The sequence below is a fragment of the Pseudomonas moraviensis genome, from assembly GCF_900105805.1.
Classification (GTDB): domain Bacteria; phylum Pseudomonadota; class Gammaproteobacteria; order Pseudomonadales; family Pseudomonadaceae; genus Aquipseudomonas; species Aquipseudomonas moraviensis_A.
The window spans coordinates 453164-471746 of the sequence record NZ_LT629788.1; the positions used below are offsets into that span (position 1 = coordinate 453164).

19 protein-coding genes are annotated in these 18583 nt (G+C 60.4%); all 19 read left to right on the top strand.

Features of this window, described 5'->3' with window-relative positions:
• Window positions 1–38: 38 nt before the first annotated feature.
• The 19 genes from fabF (at window position 39) to BLU71_RS02320 (ending at window position 18423) form a co-directional block, all read left to right on the top strand.
• A complete protein-coding gene (gene fabF, locus BLU71_RS02230) occupies window positions 39–1283 on the top strand; it encodes a beta-ketoacyl-ACP synthase II (RefSeq protein ID WP_038860467.1) in 1245 nt (414 codons plus the stop codon).
• Window positions 1283–2098 (top strand): aminodeoxychorismate lyase, encoded by an 816-nt coding sequence (gene pabC, locus BLU71_RS02235; protein ID WP_083352213.1) that lies wholly within the window; start codon window positions 1283–1285, stop codon window positions 2096–2098. The genes fabF and pabC overlap by 1 nt, the downstream gene beginning before the upstream one ends.
• Before the next feature lie 3 nt (window positions 2099–2101).
• A complete protein-coding gene (gene mltG / locus BLU71_RS02240) occupies window positions 2102–3295 on the top strand; it encodes an endolytic transglycosylase MltG (RefSeq protein ID WP_083352214.1) in 1194 nt (397 codons plus the stop codon).
• Between the two features lie 19 nt (window positions 3296–3314).
• Complete coding sequence (gene tmk, locus BLU71_RS02245; RefSeq protein ID WP_042610705.1) at window positions 3315–3947, top strand: dTMP kinase; 633 nt, start codon at window positions 3315–3317, stop codon at window positions 3945–3947.
• The gene (locus tag BLU71_RS02250) at window positions 3940–4923 is read left to right on the top strand and encodes a DNA polymerase III subunit delta' (protein ID WP_064361463.1); all 984 of its coding nucleotides are present in this window, start codon (window positions 3940–3942) and stop codon (window positions 4921–4923) included. Before tmk ends, BLU71_RS02250 begins: the two co-directional genes overlap by 8 nt.
• Before the next feature lie 42 nt (window positions 4924–4965).
• Window positions 4966–5322 (top strand): PilZ domain-containing protein, encoded by a 357-nt coding sequence (locus tag BLU71_RS02255; RefSeq protein ID WP_016770983.1) that lies wholly within the window; start codon window positions 4966–4968, stop codon window positions 5320–5322.
• A 15-nt stretch (window positions 5323–5337) separates the two neighbouring features.
• On the top strand, window positions 5338–6129 hold the full coding sequence (locus BLU71_RS02260; protein WP_083352215.1) for a TatD family hydrolase: 792 nt from the start codon (window positions 5338–5340) through the stop codon (window positions 6127–6129).
• A 351-nt stretch (window positions 6130–6480) separates the two neighbouring features.
• Window positions 6481–7119 (top strand): TetR/AcrR family transcriptional regulator, encoded by a 639-nt coding sequence (locus tag BLU71_RS02265; RefSeq protein WP_016770981.1) that lies wholly within the window; start codon window positions 6481–6483, stop codon window positions 7117–7119.
• A gap of 138 nt (window positions 7120–7257) precedes the next feature.
• Entirely contained in the window at window positions 7258–8226 is a 969-nt protein-coding gene (locus BLU71_RS02270; protein WP_041479439.1) for a GTP 3',8-cyclase MoaA, read from the top strand.
• Between the two features lie 165 nt (window positions 8227–8391).
• Window positions 8392–8997, top strand: a complete 606-nt coding sequence (locus BLU71_RS02275; RefSeq protein WP_024013915.1) for a DUF4823 domain-containing protein — start codon at window positions 8392–8394, stop codon at window positions 8995–8997.
• Between the two features lie 14 nt (window positions 8998–9011).
• Window positions 9012–9572 carry a DUF1285 domain-containing protein gene (locus tag BLU71_RS02280; protein ID WP_083352216.1) on the top strand — a complete coding sequence of 187 codons (561 nt, stop codon included), beginning with the start codon at window positions 9012–9014 and terminating at the stop codon, window positions 9570–9572.
• A gap of 191 nt (window positions 9573–9763) precedes the next feature.
• On the top strand, window positions 9764–10480 hold the full coding sequence (locus BLU71_RS02285) for a FadR/GntR family transcriptional regulator (protein ID WP_039760144.1): 717 nt from the start codon (window positions 9764–9766) through the stop codon (window positions 10478–10480).
• Between the two features lie 134 nt (window positions 10481–10614).
• The gene (locus tag BLU71_RS02290) at window positions 10615–11490 is read left to right on the top strand and encodes an SMP-30/gluconolactonase/LRE family protein (RefSeq protein ID WP_083352217.1); all 876 of its coding nucleotides are present in this window, start codon (window positions 10615–10617) and stop codon (window positions 11488–11490) included.
• Between the two features lie 270 nt (window positions 11491–11760).
• Window positions 11761–12579, top strand: a complete 819-nt coding sequence (locus BLU71_RS02295) for an SDR family oxidoreductase (RefSeq protein WP_083352218.1) — start codon at window positions 11761–11763, stop codon at window positions 12577–12579.
• Window positions 12580–12856: 277 nt separating this feature from the next.
• Window positions 12857–13861, top strand: coding sequence for a substrate-binding domain-containing protein (locus BLU71_RS02300; protein WP_083352219.1), 1005 nt, complete (start codon window positions 12857–12859; stop codon window positions 13859–13861).
• A 53-nt stretch (window positions 13862–13914) separates the two neighbouring features.
• Window positions 13915–15465 (top strand): L-arabinose ABC transporter ATP-binding protein AraG, encoded by a 1551-nt coding sequence (gene araG / locus BLU71_RS02305; protein ID WP_042610712.1) that lies wholly within the window; start codon window positions 13915–13917, stop codon window positions 15463–15465.
• A gap of 12 nt (window positions 15466–15477) precedes the next feature.
• Window positions 15478–16446 (top strand): L-arabinose ABC transporter permease AraH, encoded by a 969-nt coding sequence (gene araH, locus BLU71_RS02310; RefSeq protein WP_039760239.1) that lies wholly within the window; start codon window positions 15478–15480, stop codon window positions 16444–16446.
• A gap of 268 nt (window positions 16447–16714) precedes the next feature.
• Window positions 16715–17428 carry a GntR family transcriptional regulator gene (locus BLU71_RS02315; protein WP_042610713.1) on the top strand — a complete coding sequence of 238 codons (714 nt, stop codon included), beginning with the start codon at window positions 16715–16717 and terminating at the stop codon, window positions 17426–17428.
• Complete coding sequence (locus BLU71_RS02320) at window positions 17425–18423, top strand: ADP-ribosylglycohydrolase family protein (RefSeq protein WP_042610714.1); 999 nt, start codon at window positions 17425–17427, stop codon at window positions 18421–18423. Before BLU71_RS02315 ends, BLU71_RS02320 begins: the two co-directional genes overlap by 4 nt.
• The last annotated feature ends 160 nt before the right edge of the window (window positions 18424–18583 follow it).

Genomic DNA, 18583 nt, shown 5'->3' on the forward strand with positions numbered 1-18583 from the left:
GCCTGATGCAAAGTCGTCATTTGAAAAAGGAGAGTGCTGTGTCGCGTAGACGCGTCGTAGTCACCGGTATGGGTATGTTGTCGCCACTGGGCACGGATGTGCCGAGCAGTTGGCAGGGCATTCTGGCTGGCCGCAGTGGCATTGGTCTGATCGAACACACCGACCTTTCTGCCTATTCGACCCGCTTTGGCGGTTCGGTCAAAGGCTTCAATGTCGAGGAGTACCTGTCGGTCAAGGAAGCGCGCAAGCTCGACCTGTTCATTCAGTACGGCCTCGCCGCAGGTTTTCAAGCCGTGCGCAACGCCGGTCTGGAAGTCACCGACGCCAACCGTGAGCGCATTGGCGTGGCCATGGGTTCGGGTATCGGCGGTCTGACCAACATCGAAGAAACCAGTCGCACCCTGCACGAGACCGGTCCTCGGCGAATCTCGCCATTCTTTGTGCCTGGCTCGATCATCAATATGATTTCCGGCTTCCTGTCGATCCATCTGGGCGCACAGGGACCCAACTACGCTATCGCCACCGCGTGCACCACCGGTACGCACTGTATCGGCATGGCCGCGCGCAACATCATGTATGACGAAGCCGACGTGATGATTGCCGGCGGTGCGGAAATGGCCGCTTGCGGCCTGGGCATGGGCGGCTTCGGCGCGTCCCGTGCGCTGTCGACCCGCAACGACGAGCCGACCCGCGCCAGTCGTCCATGGGACAAGGGCCGTGATGGCTTCGTCCTGTCCGACGGCGCCGGTGCGCTGGTTCTTGAAGAACTCGAACACGCCAAGGCGCGCGGCGCGACGATCTACGCGGAGCTGATCGGTTTCGGCACCAGTGGCGATGCGTTCCACATGACCTCGCCACCCGCCGACGGCGCCGGTGCCGCACGCTGCATCACCAATGCCCTGCGCGATGCGAAGATCAATGTCGATCAAGTGCAGTACATCAACGCTCACGGCACTTCGACCCCGGCCGGCGACCTTGCCGAAGCCAACGCGATCAAGTCGGTGTTCGGCGATCACGCCTACAAGCTGGCGGTCAGCTCGACCAAGTCGATGACCGGTCACCTGCTGGGTGCAGCGGGCGCCGTCGAGGCGATCTTCAGCGTGCTGGCGATCAACAGCCAGGTAGCACCGCCGACCATCAACCTCGATGAGCCGGACGAAGGCTGCGATCTCGATTTCGTCGCGCACACTGCGCGCAATATGGATATCGATGTCGTGCTGTCCAACTCCTTCGGTTTTGGCGGCACCAACGGCACTCTGGCGTTCCGCCGGTTCGCGGGCTGATGGAGAGCTGGGTCGACGGTCAACCGGCTGACGCGCTGTCGCTGAAAGATCGCGGCCTGGCCTACGGCGATGGTCTGTTCGAGACCATTGCTGTGCGCAGTGGTCGGCCGATCCTGCTGGATCGGCACCTGACGCGTCTGGCCGAGGGCTGTATGCGTCTGGCCATCTCTACCGATATCGAGCTGATTCGCCACGAGCTGCTGAGCTATGCGACAGCGATGGGCGAGGGCGTGCTCAAGCTCATCCTCACTCGCGGTGACGGTCTGCGCGGTTATGCACCCGACCCTGCGGCACAGGGCCGACGCATTCTGCAAGGCAATCCGCCGGCGGCTTATCCCGCTGCCCACGCCGAACACGGCATCCGCCTCTTTCCCTGCAACACCCGCTTGTCCACGCAGCCTCTGCTGGCGGGGCTAAAACATCTGAACCGACTGGAACAGGTTCTCGCCCGAGCCGAATGGCAGGACAGCGATCACGCCGAGGGCCTGATGCTCGATCAGGCCGGGCGCGTCGTCGAAGGCGTGTTCAGCAATATTTTCCTGGTGCGCGACGGTGGTCTGATCACGCCCGACTTGAAGCGCTGCGGCGTCGCTGGTGTGATGCGCGCGGAAATATTGTTTCAGGCCGAGTCACTGGCCATCCCTGCGCAAATCGCCGATATCAGCCTCGATCACCTGCAATGGGCTGATGAAGTGTTTGTCTGCAACAGCGTTTATGGCGTCTGGCCGGTACGCGCCTGTGCCGCACTGAGCTGGCCGGTTGGCCCGCTCACCCGTAAACTGCAAACCATTGCCCGTGCGCTACTGGATGCTTGATTCGTGAGACGTAAACTTTTGCTGCTGCTGGAAACCGGACTGGTTCTGGCAGGGCTGCTGTTGGGCGCCAGCGCCTGGAAAATTCACTCGGCACTGGAACAGCCCCTGAACATCCCGCAGGAGCAACTGCTGGATGTGCCGAAAGGCTCCACTCCGACCCGTACCTTCCTTGAACTCGAGACCGATGGCGTCATCAAGGACGCGTTTTGGCTGCGCGTCTACTGGCGCTTCAACCTCGCCGGCACGCCGATTCACAGCGGCGAGTACCGCATGCAGCCGGGCATGACCGTCAACGGTCTGATCGATTCGTGGAAGCGCGGCGACGTGGTTCAGTACAGCCTGACTCTGGTCGAAGGCTGGACTTTCCATCAAATGCGCGCCGCCCTGGCCAAGGACGACAAGCTCGAGCAGACCCTCAACGGTCTGAGCGACGGCGACGTCATGGCCAAGATTGGCCACAAGGGCTTGTTCCCTGAAGGCCGGTTCTTCCCGGACACCTATCGTTTCGTGCGCGGCATGTCCGATGCCGAGCTGCTGAAGAAGGCCTTTGACCGCCTCGACGAAGTGCTTGCCAAAGAGTGGTCGCAGCGTTCCGCCGATGTGCCTTACTCCGAACCCTATCAAGCGCTGATCATGGCTTCACTGGTCGAGAAGGAAACCGGCGTACCGCAGGAACGCGGCCAGATTGCCGGCGTCTTTGTGCGGCGGATGGCGCTGGGCATGCAGTTGCAGACCGACCCGACGGTGATTTATGGCCTCGGTGATCGCTACACCGGCAAACTGACCCGCGCGCATTTGAAAGAGCCGACGCCTTACAACACGTACGTGATTCCCGGCTTGCCGCCGACGCCGATTGCGATGGTCGGACGCGAGGCGATTCATGCTGCGCTCAACCCGGTGGAGGGCAGCAGCCTGTATTTCGTCGCCCGTGGCGATGGCAGCCATGTGTTTTCCGATGATCTGGATGCGCACAACAACGCAGTGCGCGAGTACCAGCTCAAACGCCGTGCCGATTACCGTTCCAGCCCGGCGCCAGTGAACGCGCCGGAAACGGCGCCGACCACCGATGAGGCGATTCCGGCCGCTTCGCCGAACACCGCGCCCGAGGCACTGCCCGAAGTGCCATCGAAAGCGCCGCCGCAAGATCCGGCGCCAGCCCAAGAACCGGACGCCGCTGCATCGCAGAACGCGCAATGACTTTGATGAAGGACTGCCTGTGACTGGCTTGTTTATTACCCTGGAAGGCCCGGAAGGCGCGGGCAAGAGCACCAATCGCGAATACCTCGCCGAGCGCCTGCGCGCCGCCGGTATCGAAGTGGTGCTCACCCGTGAGCCGGGTGGCACGCCACTGGCCGAGCGGATTCGCGAGGTGTTGCTGACACCGGCCGACGAAGTGATGCACCCGGACGCCGAGTTGTTGCTGGTATTCGCCGCTCGCGCGCAGCATCTGGCAGAGGTGATTCGCCCGGCGCTGGCCCGTGGCGCCGTGGTGCTGTGTGATCGCTTCACCGATTCGACGTACGCCTATCAGGGCGGCGGTCGGGGTTTGTCGCTGGAGCGCATCGCCACTCTGGAGACTTTCGTGCAGGGCGACTTGCGTCCCGATCTGACGCTGATTTTCGATCTGCCCGTGGAAATCGGTCTGGCCCGTGCCAGTGCCCGTGGTCGACTGGACCGTTTCGAACTGGAAGGGCGGGCGTTTTTCGAAAGCGTGCGCAATGCGTTCCTGAAACGCGCCGAAGCCGACCCTTCGCGCTATGTGCGCATCGATGCCGGTCAGCCATTGGCCAAGGTCCAGCAATCGCTGGACACCTTGCTGCCGAATCTGCTGGAGCTGGCCCGTGGCTGAGGCCTATCCATGGCAGGACAACCTCTGGCAGCAATTGGCCGGACGAAGTCAGCACGCCCACGCGTATCTGCTGCACGGCCCTGCCGGGATCGGCAAACGTGCGCTTGCCGAACGTTTGATGGCCAGCCTGCTGTGCCAGCGGCCAACCCCCGAGGCCTGTGGCGAGTGCAAATCCTGCCTGCTGCTCAAGGCCGGCAGTCACCCGGACAATTACATTCTGGAGCCGGAAGAAGCGGACAAGGCGATCAAGGTCGATCAGGTTCGTGATCTGGTCAGTTTCGTCGTGCAGACCGCGCAGCTCGGCGGGCGCAAAGTGGTGCTGATCGAGCCGGTCGAGTCGATGAACATCAACGCTGCCAACGCCTTGCTGAAAAGCCTCGAAGAGCCCTCAGGGGATACCGTGCTGCTGTTGGTCAGCCATCAGCCGAGCCGTTTGTTGCCGACCATCAAGAGCCGTTGCGTGCAGCAGGCCTGCCCGCTGCCGGGCGAGGCGATGAGCCTGGAGTGGCTGGCTCAGGCGCTGCCGGATTGCGCCGAAGAAGAACGCGTCGAACTGCTGACCCTCGCCGCCGGCTCGCCGCTGATGGCGGTCAGCCTGCAAGCCCAGGGCGTGCGTGAACAGCGCGCGCTAGTGGTCGAAGGCGTGAAGAAGTTGCTCAAAGGGCAGCAATCGCCGACGCAGCTGGCGGAAGAGTGGAAAAGCATTCCGATGCTGCGTCTGTTCGACTGGTTCTGCGACTGGTCGAGCCTGATCCTGCGCTATCAGTTGACCCAGGACGAAGCCGGCCTTGGCCTGGCCGATATGCGCAAGGTTGTGCAATATCTGGCGCAGAAAAGCGCGCAGGGCAAAGTGCTGGAGATTCAGGACTGGATTCTCGCCCAACGGCAGAAAGTCCTGAGCAAGGCCAACCTCAATCCGGCGCTGTTGCTGGAAGCGTTGTTGGTGCAATGGGTGGGATTGCCTGGTCAAAGATAAGAATGTGTACCTAGACTCTGAAGATCAGCAGTGGAGGTGAACATGATTGAACCTGTCAGCCCGGGGCCTCGTAACGGCATCCTGTCCCTGACCATCAAGGACAAGTCGGTGCTTTACGCCGCGTATATGCCGTTCATCAAGAACGGTGGTCTGTTCATCCCGACCAACAAAAGCTACAGGTTGGGCGACGAGGTGTTCATGCTTTTGCACCTGATGGACGAAGCGGAAAAGATTCCGGTCGCCGGCAAAGTCGCCTGGATCACTCCCAAAGGCGCACAAGGCAATCGCGCCGCCGGCGTCGGCGTGCAATTCAACGACGGTGACGACACCGCGCGCAGTCGCATCGAAACTCACCTGGCCGGAGCGCTTAAATCCGACCGTCCCACTCATACGATGTAAGTTGCAGTCTTTTTTATGCTCGTAGATTCCCATTGTCACCTTGATCGCCTCGACCTCGCCGCCCATGACGGCTCGCTGGATGCCGCACTTGCTGCGGCCCGTGAGCGCGGGGTCGGACATTTTCTGTGCATCGGCGTCAGTGCCGACAACGCCGCCGACGTCAAAGCCCTCGCCGAGCGTTATGCCGACGTCGACTGCTCGGTGGGCGTGCATCCGCTGGATGTGCAGCCAGGCGCGGCACCGGCGCTTGACTGGTTGTTGCACGAACTCAACCACCCGAAAGTGGTGGCAATCGGCGAGACCGGCCTCGACTATCACTACGAGCCGGAAGCCGCCGAATTGCAGCAGGAGTCGTTTCGCCTGCATCTGCAGGCGGCGCAGCAGACCGGTAAGCCGGTGATCATCCACACTCGCGGCGCGCGTGCCGACACCCTCCAACTGCTGCGCGAAGCGGCGTTGCCCCAGGCCGGCGTGTTGCATTGCTTCACCGAAGACTGGGACATGGCCAAAGCGGCGCTGGACATGGGCTATTACATTTCCCTGTCAGGCATCGTTACGTTCCGCAACGCCGACGCGCTGCGCGATGTGGCGAGCAAAGTGCCGGCCGATCGCCTGCTGGTGGAAACCGATTCGCCGTATCTGGCGCCGATTCCTTATCGCGGCAAGCCGAACCTGCCGCAGTACGTGCGCGAAGTCGCGGAGTTTCTGGCGATGCTGCGTGGTGAGAACTACGAGCGCTTTGCCGAGCAGACCACGGAAAACTTCAGGCGTCTGTTCCCGCTGGCGAGTGTTAAATCTGCCCTGTGACGGCTGACCAAATCGCAGGCAAAAAAAACCCGGGTTCTGGGGGGTGAATCCGGGTTAAGACCATTAGGAGTAAAACAAAGGCACGCGGTCCGTTGGTGCCTTTACCGGCGCGACACTTGGGGGAGATGTCGGCCGACAGTTCAAGTATTGATCAGTCTGGCGTTCAGTCCAGTGAGCCGGTCGGGGTTTTTAAACAAATTTGGAATACGTTTGCTTCAGTTGAGTTCTCATTGCGCTCAAATCGTTCTCGAAATGAACAAGAAACACAGATTTGGTCGATGAACCGTGCTTTTTTGTGCAAGTTAGGCATAATACGCGGCTTCGAATTTTGACCCTTCAGACCTTTTTCTTATGCATAAAGAACCTCGTAAGGTCCGTGAATTTCGTCGCCGCGAGCAGGAAATTCTCGATACCGCGCTCAAGCTGTTCCTCGACCAGGGTGAAGACAGTGTCACCGTCGAGATGATTGCTGATGCCGTGGGTATCGGCAAAGGCACGATCTACAAGCACTTCAAATCCAAGGCCGAGATCTACTTGCGCCTGATGCTCGATTACGAGCGCGATCTGAACGAGCTGCTGCATTCGGCCGATGTCGACAAGGACAAGGAAGCGCTGTCCCGCGCCTACTTCGAATTCCGCATGCGCGACCCGCAGCGCTATCGCCTGTTCGACCGCCTCGAAGAGAAAGTGGTCAAGGGCAATCAGGTGCCGGAGATGGTCGAGGAACTGCACAAGATCCGTGCCTCGAACTTCGAACGCCTGACCCTGCTGATCAAGGGTCGCATCAGCGAAGGCAAGCTCGAAGACGTGCCGCCGTACTTCCACTACTGCGCATCCTGGGCGTTGGTACACGGCGCGGTGGCGCTGTATCACTCGCCGTTCTGGAGCAACGTGCTGGAAGATCAGGAAGGCTTCTTCCAGTTCCTGATGGACATCGGCGTGCGCATGGGCAACAAGCGCAAGCGCGACCCGGAAACGCCGAGCACTTGAGCCATTCAGCGATCTGATTGCGCCATGTTTTCGCTACATGGCGCAGTAGCGCAGGAATATACTCAGGCATAGGGCTTGCTAAAACCTGATTTCTCAGTCAAGTTTTGCGCGCTCGACTTTCTTTCGCCGGAGTGTTTCATGATCGTTGACCGTCAAGGCAGGCGTTTTCGCAATCTGCGCATCAGCCTGACCTCTGCCTGCAACTATGCCTGTACCTACTGCGTGCCCAACGGCAAGCGGTTGGTCGCTGCGCAGGATGAACTGTCGGCCGAAGCCATGGCGCGGGGCGTCGAATACCTGATCGAGGCGGCCGGCATCGAGCGCCTGCGCATCACCGGCGGCGAGCCGCTGGTCAGCCCCAAGCTCGAATCGTTCATGACTGCCGTCGGCCAGATGGGCCTCGACGACATCAGCCTGACCACCAACGGTCAACTTCTTGCGAAAAAACTGCCGCTGCTGGTGGATGCCGGTCTGCGTCGAATCAACGTTTCCCTCGATACTCTTGATGCCGCTGCTTTTCGCAGCATCGCTCGTGGCGGCGATCTGGCCAGCGTACTCGATGGCATGGATCAGGCTGCCGCCGCCGGGATGAAGATCAAGGTCAACATGGTGCCGTTGCGCGGGCAGAACCTCGATCAGGTCATGCCGCTGCTCGATTATTGTCTGGAACGCGGCTTTGAACTGCGTTTCATCGAATTGATGCGCATGGGCCACCTGGCCAAAGACTCGAACGCCTTCCTGCAGCAGTTCGTCAGCCTTGAGCAGTTGCTCGGTCTGATCGGCGAACGTTATGAATACGCTCAGACCGACGCGCCTGTGGATGCCACGGCCGTACGCTACGCGATTCCCGGTCGCGGCACCTTCGGCGTGATCGCCAACGAAAGCGTGCCGTTCTGCCGCACCTGTTCGCGCTTGCGCCTGTCGTCGACCGGTTGGCTGCATGGCTGCCTGTCGTCGAGCAACCGTCACTACGTCGGCGATTTGCTCGACAAGCCGCGGCATCAGGCGTTGCCGGCGCTGCAACGTTTGCTGGTCAAGGCGTTGGGTGACAAGCAGGAGGTGGCGTTCTCTGGCGGCGCTACGGTCATGAAGATTATTGGCGGCTGATCTACCGCTTTCGCGAACAAGCTCGCTCCCACCTTGAAAATGCATTTCCCTGCGGGAGCGAGCCTGCTCGCGAATGCCTCTGTGACTGAATTAGCCGAGCTGGCGCAAAAGCTGCATCCAACGGCCATTCGCCGGTTTTCCGACACCGGCTTCTGGAGGAATAGGATGCGTAGCCTGGTTTTGCTGCTGGCCGTTTTGGCGCTTGGCGGCTGCATGAATGTCAGCGACATGGCCGAAGGCACTCGCTATCACATGAGCGATGCGGGACTTCTGGACCATAGCGACAGCCGCCGGGTGAACAATATCCGCATTCAGCCGGACTCGTTCATCTTCATCGCCCAGGGCGCATTCGCGCCGCCGGGTGGTTCCTATCCACGGCCGAACGTGGTCGCCGAAGAAGCCTTCAAGGGCTTCGTCGAATACTTCCCGATGGTCCGCCGCGCCCGTGCGCCGGAAGGCCTCGACCAGGCAATGGGCGAAGCCCGCGACGCCGGCGCGCATTACCTGCTCTACACACGTTTCGCCAAGGCAGACGACCGCATCGGCAACTCCGACGAGTGGCTGGATCAGGAAGCGGTGGATCGCCTCGGTATCGACGGCGGCGTGATTCAGATCATGTTGATCGAGACCAGCACCCAGTATTTGATTGATACTGCACGGATCAAGAGTCGTGGCGGTTTACTGACGTTCCATGACTCCAAACCCGAAGACCTCATCGGTCCGCCGCTGGCGCAGTACGCACGCAGCCTGCTGGGGATCGGCGACCAGTAATCAAGGAGTACGCCATGAGTGACCCGCAAACAGCCAATGACCTGCTGGGACAGATTCCCAAGACCAAAGGCCTGCCACCGGTGCATTTGTGGAACCCGGATTTCTGCGGCGACATCGACATGCGCATCGCCCGCGACGGCACCTGGTATTACCTGGGCACGCCGATCGGGCGCAAGCCGATGGTCAAACTGTTCTCCACCATCATCCGCCGCGACGGCGATGATTATTTCCTGATCACCCCGGTCGAGAAGGTCGGGATCAGGGTTGATGATGCGCCGTTCGTAGCGGTTGCCGTGGAAGTAGAAGGCGAGGGCGAGACGCAGCTTTTGCGCTTCACTACCAATGTCGAGGAAATCACCGAAGCGGGACCCGAGCATCCGATTCGCGTCGAGATTGATCCTGAGACCCAGGAGCCTGCGCCCTATGTGCATGTGCGCAGCAATCTGGAAGCGCTGATTCACCGCAATGTGTTTTATCAGCTGGTGGAACTGGCGGTGAGCCGCGAGATCGATGGTCAGCGCTGGCTCGGCGTGTGGAGCGGCGGCGAGTTCTTTCGCATCGGTCTCGAACCCTGAATAAATCCCCTGTAGGAGTGAGCCTGCTCGCGATGGCGGTATGACGGTCGATATTTGCATTGACTGGTACACCGCTATCGCGAGCAGGCTCACTCCTACATCTGTTTCGTGTTCCAGCGGAAAATCCCGGTTGACTGTTATTCGTATGATGATTAGCGTAGTCACCCATCGCGATTCGCCTTGAGGTGTCCATGTCCAGCAGCTTTCATGCGTCGACCGTTGACTGGCTGGGCAGCTGGATTGCCGCTGGCCAGGTCAAACCTGGGCAGACCATCAAGGTCGAAGCGGATCTGGGCGAGCAACTCGGTGTCAGCCGTACGGTGATTCGCGAAGCAATCAAAACCCTCGTCGCCAAAGGCATGCTCGAAGTCGGGCCGAAAGTCGGCACGCGGGTATTGCCGGTGCGGCGCTGGAATCTGTTCGATCCGCAAGTCGTAGGTTGGCTGTCGCGCAATGGCTTGCCGGAAAATTTCGTCGATGACTTGCTGGATTTGCGTCGCACCATTGAGCCGATGGCGGTGCGCTGGGCCTGTGAACGGGCGACCCCGGAGCAGATCGAAGCGGTGCAACTGGCCTTCAATGCGCTGGAGCGTGCGGTCGATAGTGGCATCGATTACAACCGCGCCGACCAGGCTTTCCACGAATGCATCCTGGCCGCCAGCCATAATCAGTTCATCGAACAAATGGTCCCGGCTCTCGGCGCGTTGCTGGCGGTGTCGTTCGAAGTCTCCGCCGCCGACCCCGATGAACTGCGTCGCACCTTGCCGATCCATAAAGACATGGCCGACGCCATCGCCGCACGGGATTCGACCCGTGGCGTGTGGGCGTGCATGACCTTGATCGACAATGCCGATCTGGCGATAAAACGCTTTTACCCGAAAGTCATGGCCGACCGGAAAGCCAGCTGAACACCGAGATCCCCTGTAGGAGTGAGCCTGCTCGCGATAGCGGTGGTTCACTACCAATGATGTCGACTGATACACCGCTATCGCGAGCAGGCTCACTCCTACAATGCGAACAACAAGAACATGAAGGATTCCAGATGACCTGCACCGCCCTGACCCAACACCGCGCGCTACTCGGCGAAGGCCCGTTCTGGGATGCGCCGACCCAGGCGTTGTACTGGGTCGACATCGCTGGCAAACAAGCATTGCGGCTGATTGGCCAGAACGTGCAGATCTGGCAAATGCCCGAGCACATCTCTGCCTTCATTCCCTGCGCCAGCGGCGATGCGCTGGTCACGTTGAGCAGCGGTGTCTATCGACTGGATCTCGAATCTCCCGGGCTCGAGCCACGCTTGACCCTGTTCTGCGTTGCCGACCCGCAACCGGGCAATCGGCCCAACGAAGCCCGCTGTGATGCGCTGGGCCGCTTGTGGCTCGGCACCATGCAGAACAACATCGGCGAGCACGGCGAGGATCTGCCGATCGTGCGGCGTTCCGGTGGCCTGTTCCGCGTCGATCCCGATCAGCGCGTCACGCCACTGCTGCTCGGTCTGGGCATTCCCAACACCCTGCTGTGGAGCGACGACGGCACCACGCTGCTGTTCGGCGAAAGTCTCGACAGCACGCTCAATCGATATTTCATCCGCACCGACGGCAGTCTCGATGCGCCACAGGTTTTCTATTCATCCGATCAGCACGGCGGCCCCGACGGCTCGGCCATGGATGCCGAAGGCTATGTGTGGAATGCGCGCTGGGACGGCAGTTGCCTGTTGCGCCTGACGCCGGACGGGCAAGTGGATCGCAGAATCGATCTGCCGGTCAGTCGCCCGACCAGTTGCGTATTCGGTGGTGAAGACCTGAAAACCTTGTACATCACCAGTGCAAAAAGTCCGCTCAATCATCCACTCGATGGTGCGGTGCTGAGCATGCGCGTCGATGTTGCAGGAAAACTCTGTACGCGTTTTGCCGGTTAAATCCCAAGATATGGGATGCAAAATTATATATTGAGATTATTTGCGGGTCGGGTTTATAGTCGGCTCCAGCAGTAACACGCACTCACACTTAAAAAGAACAAAACAGGTGAAGTGATGCAGCGAATTCTTGTCGCCCGCTTAGGCGGGATCCGCCTTTCGTCACGGCTCAATGCCGTTGGCGACGCTTGCCTGTTTCTTTTCCCAAGCCGTGAAAACCGGACATCGACCGATGCCCGGTTTTTTTGCGTCTGCGCGCGGGAGGCCTGAACCATGGGTGAAGCGCTCACATTGCCTGCCGTGCCGCCAACGCCAAAAGGCGAACGCCTGAAAAACAAGGTTGTGCTGCTGACTGGCGCCGCTCAGGGCATTGGCGAAGCGATCGTTGCCGCCTTTGCCTCACAGCAGGCCAGACTGCTGATCAGCGATATCCAGGCCGACAAGGTCGAGCAGGTCGCCGCCCATTGGCGTGCACAAGGCCATGACGTGCAGGCACTGAAGGTCGATGTGTCGAATCAGCAGGACCTGCATGCCCTTGCCAGACGCGCCGTGGAATTGCATGGCCGCATCGACGTGCTGGTCAACTGCGCCGGGGTCAATGTGTTCCGCGATCCGCTGCAGATGACCGAGGAAGACTGGCATCGTTGCTTCGCCATTGATCTGGATGGCGCCTGGTATGGCTGCAAAGCCGTGCTGCCGCAAATGATCGAGCAGGGCGTCGGCAGCATCATCAACATCGCCTCGACTCATTCCAGCCACATCATTCCTGGCTGCTTTCCGTACCCGGTGGCCAAGCACGGCTTGCTCGGCCTGACCCGCGCCCTCGGCATCGAATATGCGGCCAAAGGCATTCGCGTCAACGCGATCGCGCCGGGCTACATCGAAACCCAGCTGAACGTCGATTACTGGAACGGCTTTGCCGATCCGCACGCCGAGCGGCAGCGCGCCTTCGACCTGCACCCGCCCAAGCGCATCGGCCAGCCGCTCGAAGTGGCGATGACGGCAGTGTTTCTGGCCAGCGATGAAGCACCGTTCATCAACGCATCGTGCATCACCATCGATGGTGGTCGCTCGGTGATGTACCACGACTGAATAGAACGGATTTCCAGCGCTGAACTACGCTTGAAATCCAATCATCATACGATATGACTATTTTCAAATAGCTTCGCAGCAGTACGTGTCACGCCACCACACCTGTGGCGCGGGAGCTCGCTCTCGCTCGGCTGCGCAGCAGTCGTAAATTCGGGCTATGCGGTGTGTCTGATTGACCGAGGTAACCGGTTTTAGGGCCGCTTCGCAGCCCAGCGGGAGCAAGCTCCCTCGCCACAAGCTGTTTAATTTGCTCAAAAAAATAACAAGGAGTCATCTGATGAAACGTCGTTTCGGGATTCGTATCCTGTGCAGCACTGCCCTGGCGGTCACTGCGTTCAGCCTGAGCAGTGCGCTGCTCGCCGCCGACGCGGTGAAGATCGGTTTTCTGGTCAAGCAGGCCGAAGAACCGTGGTTCCAGACCGAATGGGCTTTTGCCGAAAAAGCCGCCAAGGACAAGGGCTTCGAACTGATCAAGATCGCTGTGCCCGATGGCGAAAAAACCCTTTCGGCCATCGACAGCCTGGCTGCCAACGGCGCCAAGGGTTTCGTGATTTGCCCGCCGGACGTGTCCCTCGGCCCGGCCATCATGGCCAAGGCCAAGATCAACGATCTGAAAGTGATTGCCGTCGACGACCGTTTCGTCGACGCCAACGGCAAATTCATGGAAGACGTGCCGTACCTGGGCATGGCCGCGTTCGAAGTCGGCCAGAAGCAGGGCGCCGCCATGGCTGCCGAAGCGAAAAAGCGTAACTGGGACTGGAAAGACACCTACGCGGTGGTCAATACCTACAACGAACTCGACACCGGCAAGAAACGCACCGATGGTTCGGTCGATGCGCTGAAGAAGGCCGGTATGCCAGAGGATCACATCCTCTTCGCCGCGCTGAAAACCCTCGACGTACCGGGCAGCATGGACGCCACCAACTCGGCGCTGGTGAAACTGCCGGGTGCGGCGAAAAACCTGATCATCGGCGGCATGAACGACAACACTGTGCTTGGCGGCGTGCGTGCTACCGAAGCGGCCGGGTTTGCCGCGAGCAACGTTATCGGCATCGGCATCAACGGCACCGACGCCATTGGCGAGTTGAAGAAACCTAACAGCGGTTTCTTCGGTTCGATGCTGCCTAGTCCGCACATCGAAGGCTACAAAACCGCCGAGATGATGTACGAGTGGATCACCGCCGGCAAAGAACCGCCGAAGTACACCGCCATGGATGACGTCACCCTGATCACCCGCGAAAACTTCAAGCAAGAGCTGGAAAAAATCGGCTTGTGGAACTGAGGCAGCGACGGCCCGGGCAGCCGGGCCGTTTTTCGGTGTGAAGAGGTGGCTTTATGCACGCGCAAGTACAGACACAAGAACAACAACATGGCGCCAGCGGCAGCCTGCGCTTCAACGGGATCGGCAAGACCTTTCCCGGGGTAAAGGCGCTCGATGGCATCAGCTTCGTCGCCCACCCCGGCCAGGTTCATGCCTTGATGGGCGAGAACGGTGCGGGCAAGTCGACGCTGCTGAAAATCCTCGGTGGCGCCTATATTCCGAGCAGCGGCGAACTGCAGATCGGCGAGCAGGCGATGGCGTTCAAGTCGACTGCCGACAGCATTGGCAGCGGTGTCGCGGTGATTCACCAGGAACTGCATCTGGTTCCGGAAATGACCGTGGCCGAGAACCTGTTTCTCGGTCATCTGCCGGCCAGTTTCGGTTTGATCAATCGCAGCGAACTGCGCCAGAAGGCCTTGAATTGCCTGAAAGGCCTGGCGGACGAAATCGATCCGCAAACCAAAGTCGGGCGCTTGTCGCTGGGCCAGCGCCAATTGGTCGAAATCGCCAAAGCGTTGTCTCGTGGTGCCCACGTCATCGCTTTCGACGAACCGACCAGCAGCCTCTCGGCGCGCGAGATCGATCGCTTGATGGCGATCATCGGGCGCCTGCGCGATGAGGGCAAAGTGGTGCTCTACGTGTCCCATCGCATGGAAGAAGTGTTCCGCATCTGCGACGCCGTGACGGTGTTCAAGGACGGCCGCTACGTGCGCACGTTTGAAGACATGAGCCAGTTGACCCACGATCAACTGGTGACCTGCATGGTCGGTCGCGACATTCAGGATATCTACGATTACCGCCATCGCCCCCGTGGCGCCGTGGCGTTGAAAGTCGACGGTTTACTTGGCCCGGGCCTGCGCGAGCCGATCAGTTTCGAAGCGCACAAGGGCGAGATCCTTGGCCTGTTCGGGCTGGTCGGGGCAGGGCGCACCGAGCTGTTTCGTCTGCTCAGTGGCCTGGAGCGCAACACCGCCGGACGCCTTGAATTGCGCGGCCATGAGCTGAAACTGCGTTCGCCCCGTGACGCGATTGCCGCCGGCATTCTGCTCTGCCCGGAAGACCGCAAGAAGGAAGGCATCATTCCGCTGGCCAGCGTCGCCGAGAATATCAACATCAGTGCTCGTGGTGCGCATTCCGGGCTTGGCTGCCTGATCCGTGGCCTGTGGGAAAAGGGCAACGCCGACAAGCAGATCAAGGCCCTGAAAGTGAAAACCCCGCACGCCGGCCAGCAGATCAAGTTCCTTTCCGGCGGCAACCAGCAGAAGGCCATTCTCGGCCGCTGGCTGTCGATGCCGATGAAGGTTTTGCTGCTCGACGAACCGACCCGTGGCATCGACATCGGCGCCAAGGCCGAGATCTACCAGATCATCCACAACCTCGCCGCCGACGGCATTTCGGTGATCGTGGTGTCCAGCGATCTGATGGAAGTGATGGGCATTTCCGACCGCATCCTGGTGCTGTGCGAAGGCGCCCTGCGCGGCGAAGTCAGCCGCGACCAGGCCAATGAATCCAACCTGCTGCAACTGGCTTTGCCACGCCACCGCGCTGACGGCGTGGCGAACTGAGAGGTGACTATGATGACTACCCAAAACGAAACCCTGCCGACCGAGCGCAAACCGCTGGACCTGCGGCGCTTCCTTGATGACTGGGTCATGCTGCTGGCGGCGATCGGCATCTTTGTCGCCTGCACGCTGCTGATCGACAACTTCCTCTCGCCGCTGAACATGCGCGGTCTGGGCCTGGCGATTTCCACCACCGGCATCGCCGCGTGCACCATGCTTTACTGCCTGGCGTCGGGACACTTCGACCTCTCGGTCGGTTCGGTGATTGCCTGTGCCGGCGTGGTCGCGGCGGTGGTGATGCGTGACACCAACAGCGTGTTTCTCGGGGTCAGTGCGGCGCTGGTGATGGGCCTGATCGTCGGGTTGATCAACGGCATCGTGATTGCCAAGTTGCGCGTCAATGCGTTGATCACGACGCTGGCGACCATGCAGATCGTTCGCGGTCTGGCTTATATCTTTGCCAACGGCAAAGCGGTCGGCGTCTCGCAGGAATCCTTCTTCGTCTTCGGTAACGGCCAGTTGTTCGGCGTGCCGGTGCCGATCCTGATCACCATTGTCTGCTTCCTGTTCTTCGGCTGGCTGCTGAACTACACCACCTACGGACGCAACACCATGGCCATCGGTGGCAACCAGGAAGCGGCGCTGTTGGCGGGCGTCAACGTCGACCGCACCAAGATCATCATCTTCGCCGTGCACGGTGTGATCGGCGCGCTGGCGGGGGTGATCCTGGCCTCGCGGATGACTTCCGGGCAGCCAATGATTGGTCAGGGTTTTGAACTGACGGTGATCTCGGCTTGCGTGCTGGGCGGGGTTTCGCTGAGCGGCGGCATCGGCATGATCCGCCATGTGATTGCCGGGGTGTTGATTCTGGCGATCATCGAGAACGCGATGAACCTGAAGAACATCGATACGTTTTATCAGTATGTAATTCGGGGTTCGATCCTGTTGTTGGCTGTGGTCATTGACCGCCTGAAACAACGCTAACGTCAAGAACTACCCTCACCCCAGCCCTCTCCCGGAGGGAGAGGGGGCCGACCGAGGTGTCTTGCGGTCTACATCGACCTGCAAGGTTGGGTCGATTGTGGATTCGCTAAAGCAATATCAGGCCGGCATACCTCTTGAGCATCCCCCATTCAGTCCCCTCTCCCTCCGGGAGAGGGCTAGGGTGAGGGTGCTTTTGACTTTCAACCTTCTGTCTCTTCCCCGAGATTTTCCTTGCTCGCCCGCACCCGTTTCGGTTATCAATTTGTACATGATTAGACAGGTACGATTCGACAAGAAACAAAGGGTGGTCGACGAGCTCGTCCGACGCATCGAAAGCGGCCTCATGGAGGACGGCTTTCTGTTGCCCGGCGAACATCAGTTGGCTCAAGAATTCCAGGTCAGCCGTGGCACCTTGCGTGAGGCGCTGGCCGAGCTGAAGCGGCGCAAGTACATCGCCACGCAAAGTGGGGTCGGTTCCATCGTGACCTTCGACGGTGTCGCGCTGGATCAGCGCAGCGGCTGGGCGCAGGCGCTGGCCGACAGCGGGGCGCTGATCAACACCGAAGTGTTGCGCCTCGAAGCCGTAACCCGACCTGATCTGCTGGTGCGTTTCGGCACCGATCAATTCATCACCCTCGACCGTCGCCGGCGCGCCACCGACGGTACGCTGGTGTCTCTGGAACGTGCATTGATGCCGGCCAACGGCGGCCTGGAAAGCCTGCCGCGTGTCGGTCTGATCGACAATTCTCTGACCATCACCCTGGCCGCCTACGGCTACATCGGCGAACGCGGCGATCAGTGGATCGGCGCCGAGCCGCTGAGTGCCGAAGACGCCGAGTTGCTCGGTCGCCCGGCCGGCACGGTGTTCCTCAAGGCGCTGCGCACCACCTACGACCGACAGAATCGTTTCATGGAGCAGGTCGAAAGTCTGCTCGATCCAGTGCACTTTCGTCTGCACCTGCAATTTGGAGAATCGAAATGACCGCGCTCAACCGTGCGCTCGGCGCTTTCTACGGTCTGGCCCTGGGTGATGCGCTGGGCATGCCGACGCAGTCGCTCGATCGTGAAACGATCAAAGCGCGCTTCGGACAGATCACTGATCTGCAGGATGCCGGTCCCTTGCAACCGATCGCTGCGAACATGCCCAAGGGCTCAATCACCGATGACACCGAACAGGCGATTCTGGTTGGCGAGTTGCTGGTCGAAGGTCAGGGCCGCATCGAACCCGCCGTGCTTGCCCAACGCTTGATCGAATGGGAAGCACAGATGCAGGCCAAAGGCTCGCAGGACTTGCTCGGCCCGTCGACCAAACGCGCCATCGAGATGATCCTCGCCGGGCATTCCCCGGAAGAAGCCGGGCGCTACGGCACTACCAACGGCGCGGCGATGCGCATCACCCCGGTGGGAATAGCTGCGAACGTGGCCGATCCGCAGCGCTTCATTGCGGCAGTGGTGCAAGCCTGTCAGGTGACTCACAACACCACGTTGGGGATTTCCAGCGCGGCGGCGGTGGCGGCGGTGGTCTCGGCCGGAATCAATGGCGTCGATCTGGGCGAGGCGCTGAACCTCGGCCAGCAGATTGCCCAGCAAGCCGAAGTCCACGGGCACTGGGTCGCCGGTGGGCGCATCGCCTCACGGATCAGTTGGGCGCGCAGCATCAGTGTCGACAGTGACAAAACACTGCTCGCCGATCTGCTCTATGACGTGATCGGTACATCGGTGGCGTCGCAGGAGTCGGTGGTGGTTTCATTCGCGCTGGCGCAACAAGTGGCCATTGGCGAGATGAGCGCTTTTGACGCGGTGTGCATGGCCGCCAGCCTGGGTGGCGACACCGATACCATCGCGGCGATTCTCGGCGCCATGCTCGGGGCCTGCCTGGGGCTTGAGTGCTGGCCGGTACAGATGATCGAGACGGTGAAAGCGGTTAATCAACTTGAGCTCGAGCCATTGGTGCAGGGGCTTTTGGCCTTGCGTTGACTGGCTGGCCTCTTCGCGAGCAGGCTCGCTCCCACAATTGGAATGCATTTCCTTGTGGGAGCGAGCCTGCTCGCGAAAGGGGCGGCGCATTTCTAAAGAATTCACACAGCAATGGATCGCACAGACAGGCCTCGGAAGGCCGGTTGTCTTGTCGTTTTGC

What these genes read in the sequence shown, in the direction of transcription:
- BLU71_RS02270 (WP_041479439.1), top strand. Translation starts at nt 7,258, where the DNA reads ATGATCGTTGACCGTCAAGGCAGGCGTTTTCGCAATCTGCGCATCAGC.
- BLU71_RS02265 (WP_016770981.1), top strand. Translation starts at nt 6,481, where the DNA reads ATGCATAAAGAACCTCGTAAGGTCCGTGAATTTCGTCGCCGCGAGCAG.
- BLU71_RS02290 (WP_083352217.1), top strand. Translation starts at nt 10,615, where the DNA reads ATGACCTGCACCGCCCTGACCCAACACCGCGCGCTACTCGGCGAAGGC.
- BLU71_RS02300 (WP_083352219.1), top strand. Translation starts at nt 12,857, where the DNA reads ATGAAACGTCGTTTCGGGATTCGTATCCTGTGCAGCACTGCCCTGGCG.
- BLU71_RS02295 (WP_083352218.1), top strand. Translation starts at nt 11,761, where the DNA reads ATGGGTGAAGCGCTCACATTGCCTGCCGTGCCGCCAACGCCAAAAGGC.
- BLU71_RS02275 (WP_024013915.1), top strand. Translation starts at nt 8,392, where the DNA reads ATGCGTAGCCTGGTTTTGCTGCTGGCCGTTTTGGCGCTTGGCGGCTGC.
- BLU71_RS02255 (WP_016770983.1), top strand. Translation starts at nt 4,966, where the DNA reads ATGATTGAACCTGTCAGCCCGGGGCCTCGTAACGGCATCCTGTCCCTG.
- BLU71_RS02280 (WP_083352216.1), top strand. Translation starts at nt 9,012, where the DNA reads ATGAGTGACCCGCAAACAGCCAATGACCTGCTGGGACAGATTCCCAAG.
- BLU71_RS02260 (WP_083352215.1), top strand. Translation starts at nt 5,338, where the DNA reads ATGCTCGTAGATTCCCATTGTCACCTTGATCGCCTCGACCTCGCCGCC.
- pabC (WP_083352213.1), top strand. Translation starts at nt 1,283, where the DNA reads ATGGAGAGCTGGGTCGACGGTCAACCGGCTGACGCGCTGTCGCTGAAA.
- BLU71_RS02315 (WP_042610713.1), top strand. Translation starts at nt 16,715, where the DNA reads ATGATTAGACAGGTACGATTCGACAAGAAACAAAGGGTGGTCGACGAG.
- araG (WP_042610712.1), top strand. Translation starts at nt 13,915, where the DNA reads ATGCACGCGCAAGTACAGACACAAGAACAACAACATGGCGCCAGCGGC.
- BLU71_RS02285 (WP_039760144.1), top strand. Translation starts at nt 9,764, where the DNA reads ATGTCCAGCAGCTTTCATGCGTCGACCGTTGACTGGCTGGGCAGCTGG.
- BLU71_RS02320 (WP_042610714.1), top strand. Translation starts at nt 17,425, where the DNA reads ATGACCGCGCTCAACCGTGCGCTCGGCGCTTTCTACGGTCTGGCCCTG.
- araH (WP_039760239.1), top strand. Translation starts at nt 15,478, where the DNA reads ATGACTACCCAAAACGAAACCCTGCCGACCGAGCGCAAACCGCTGGAC.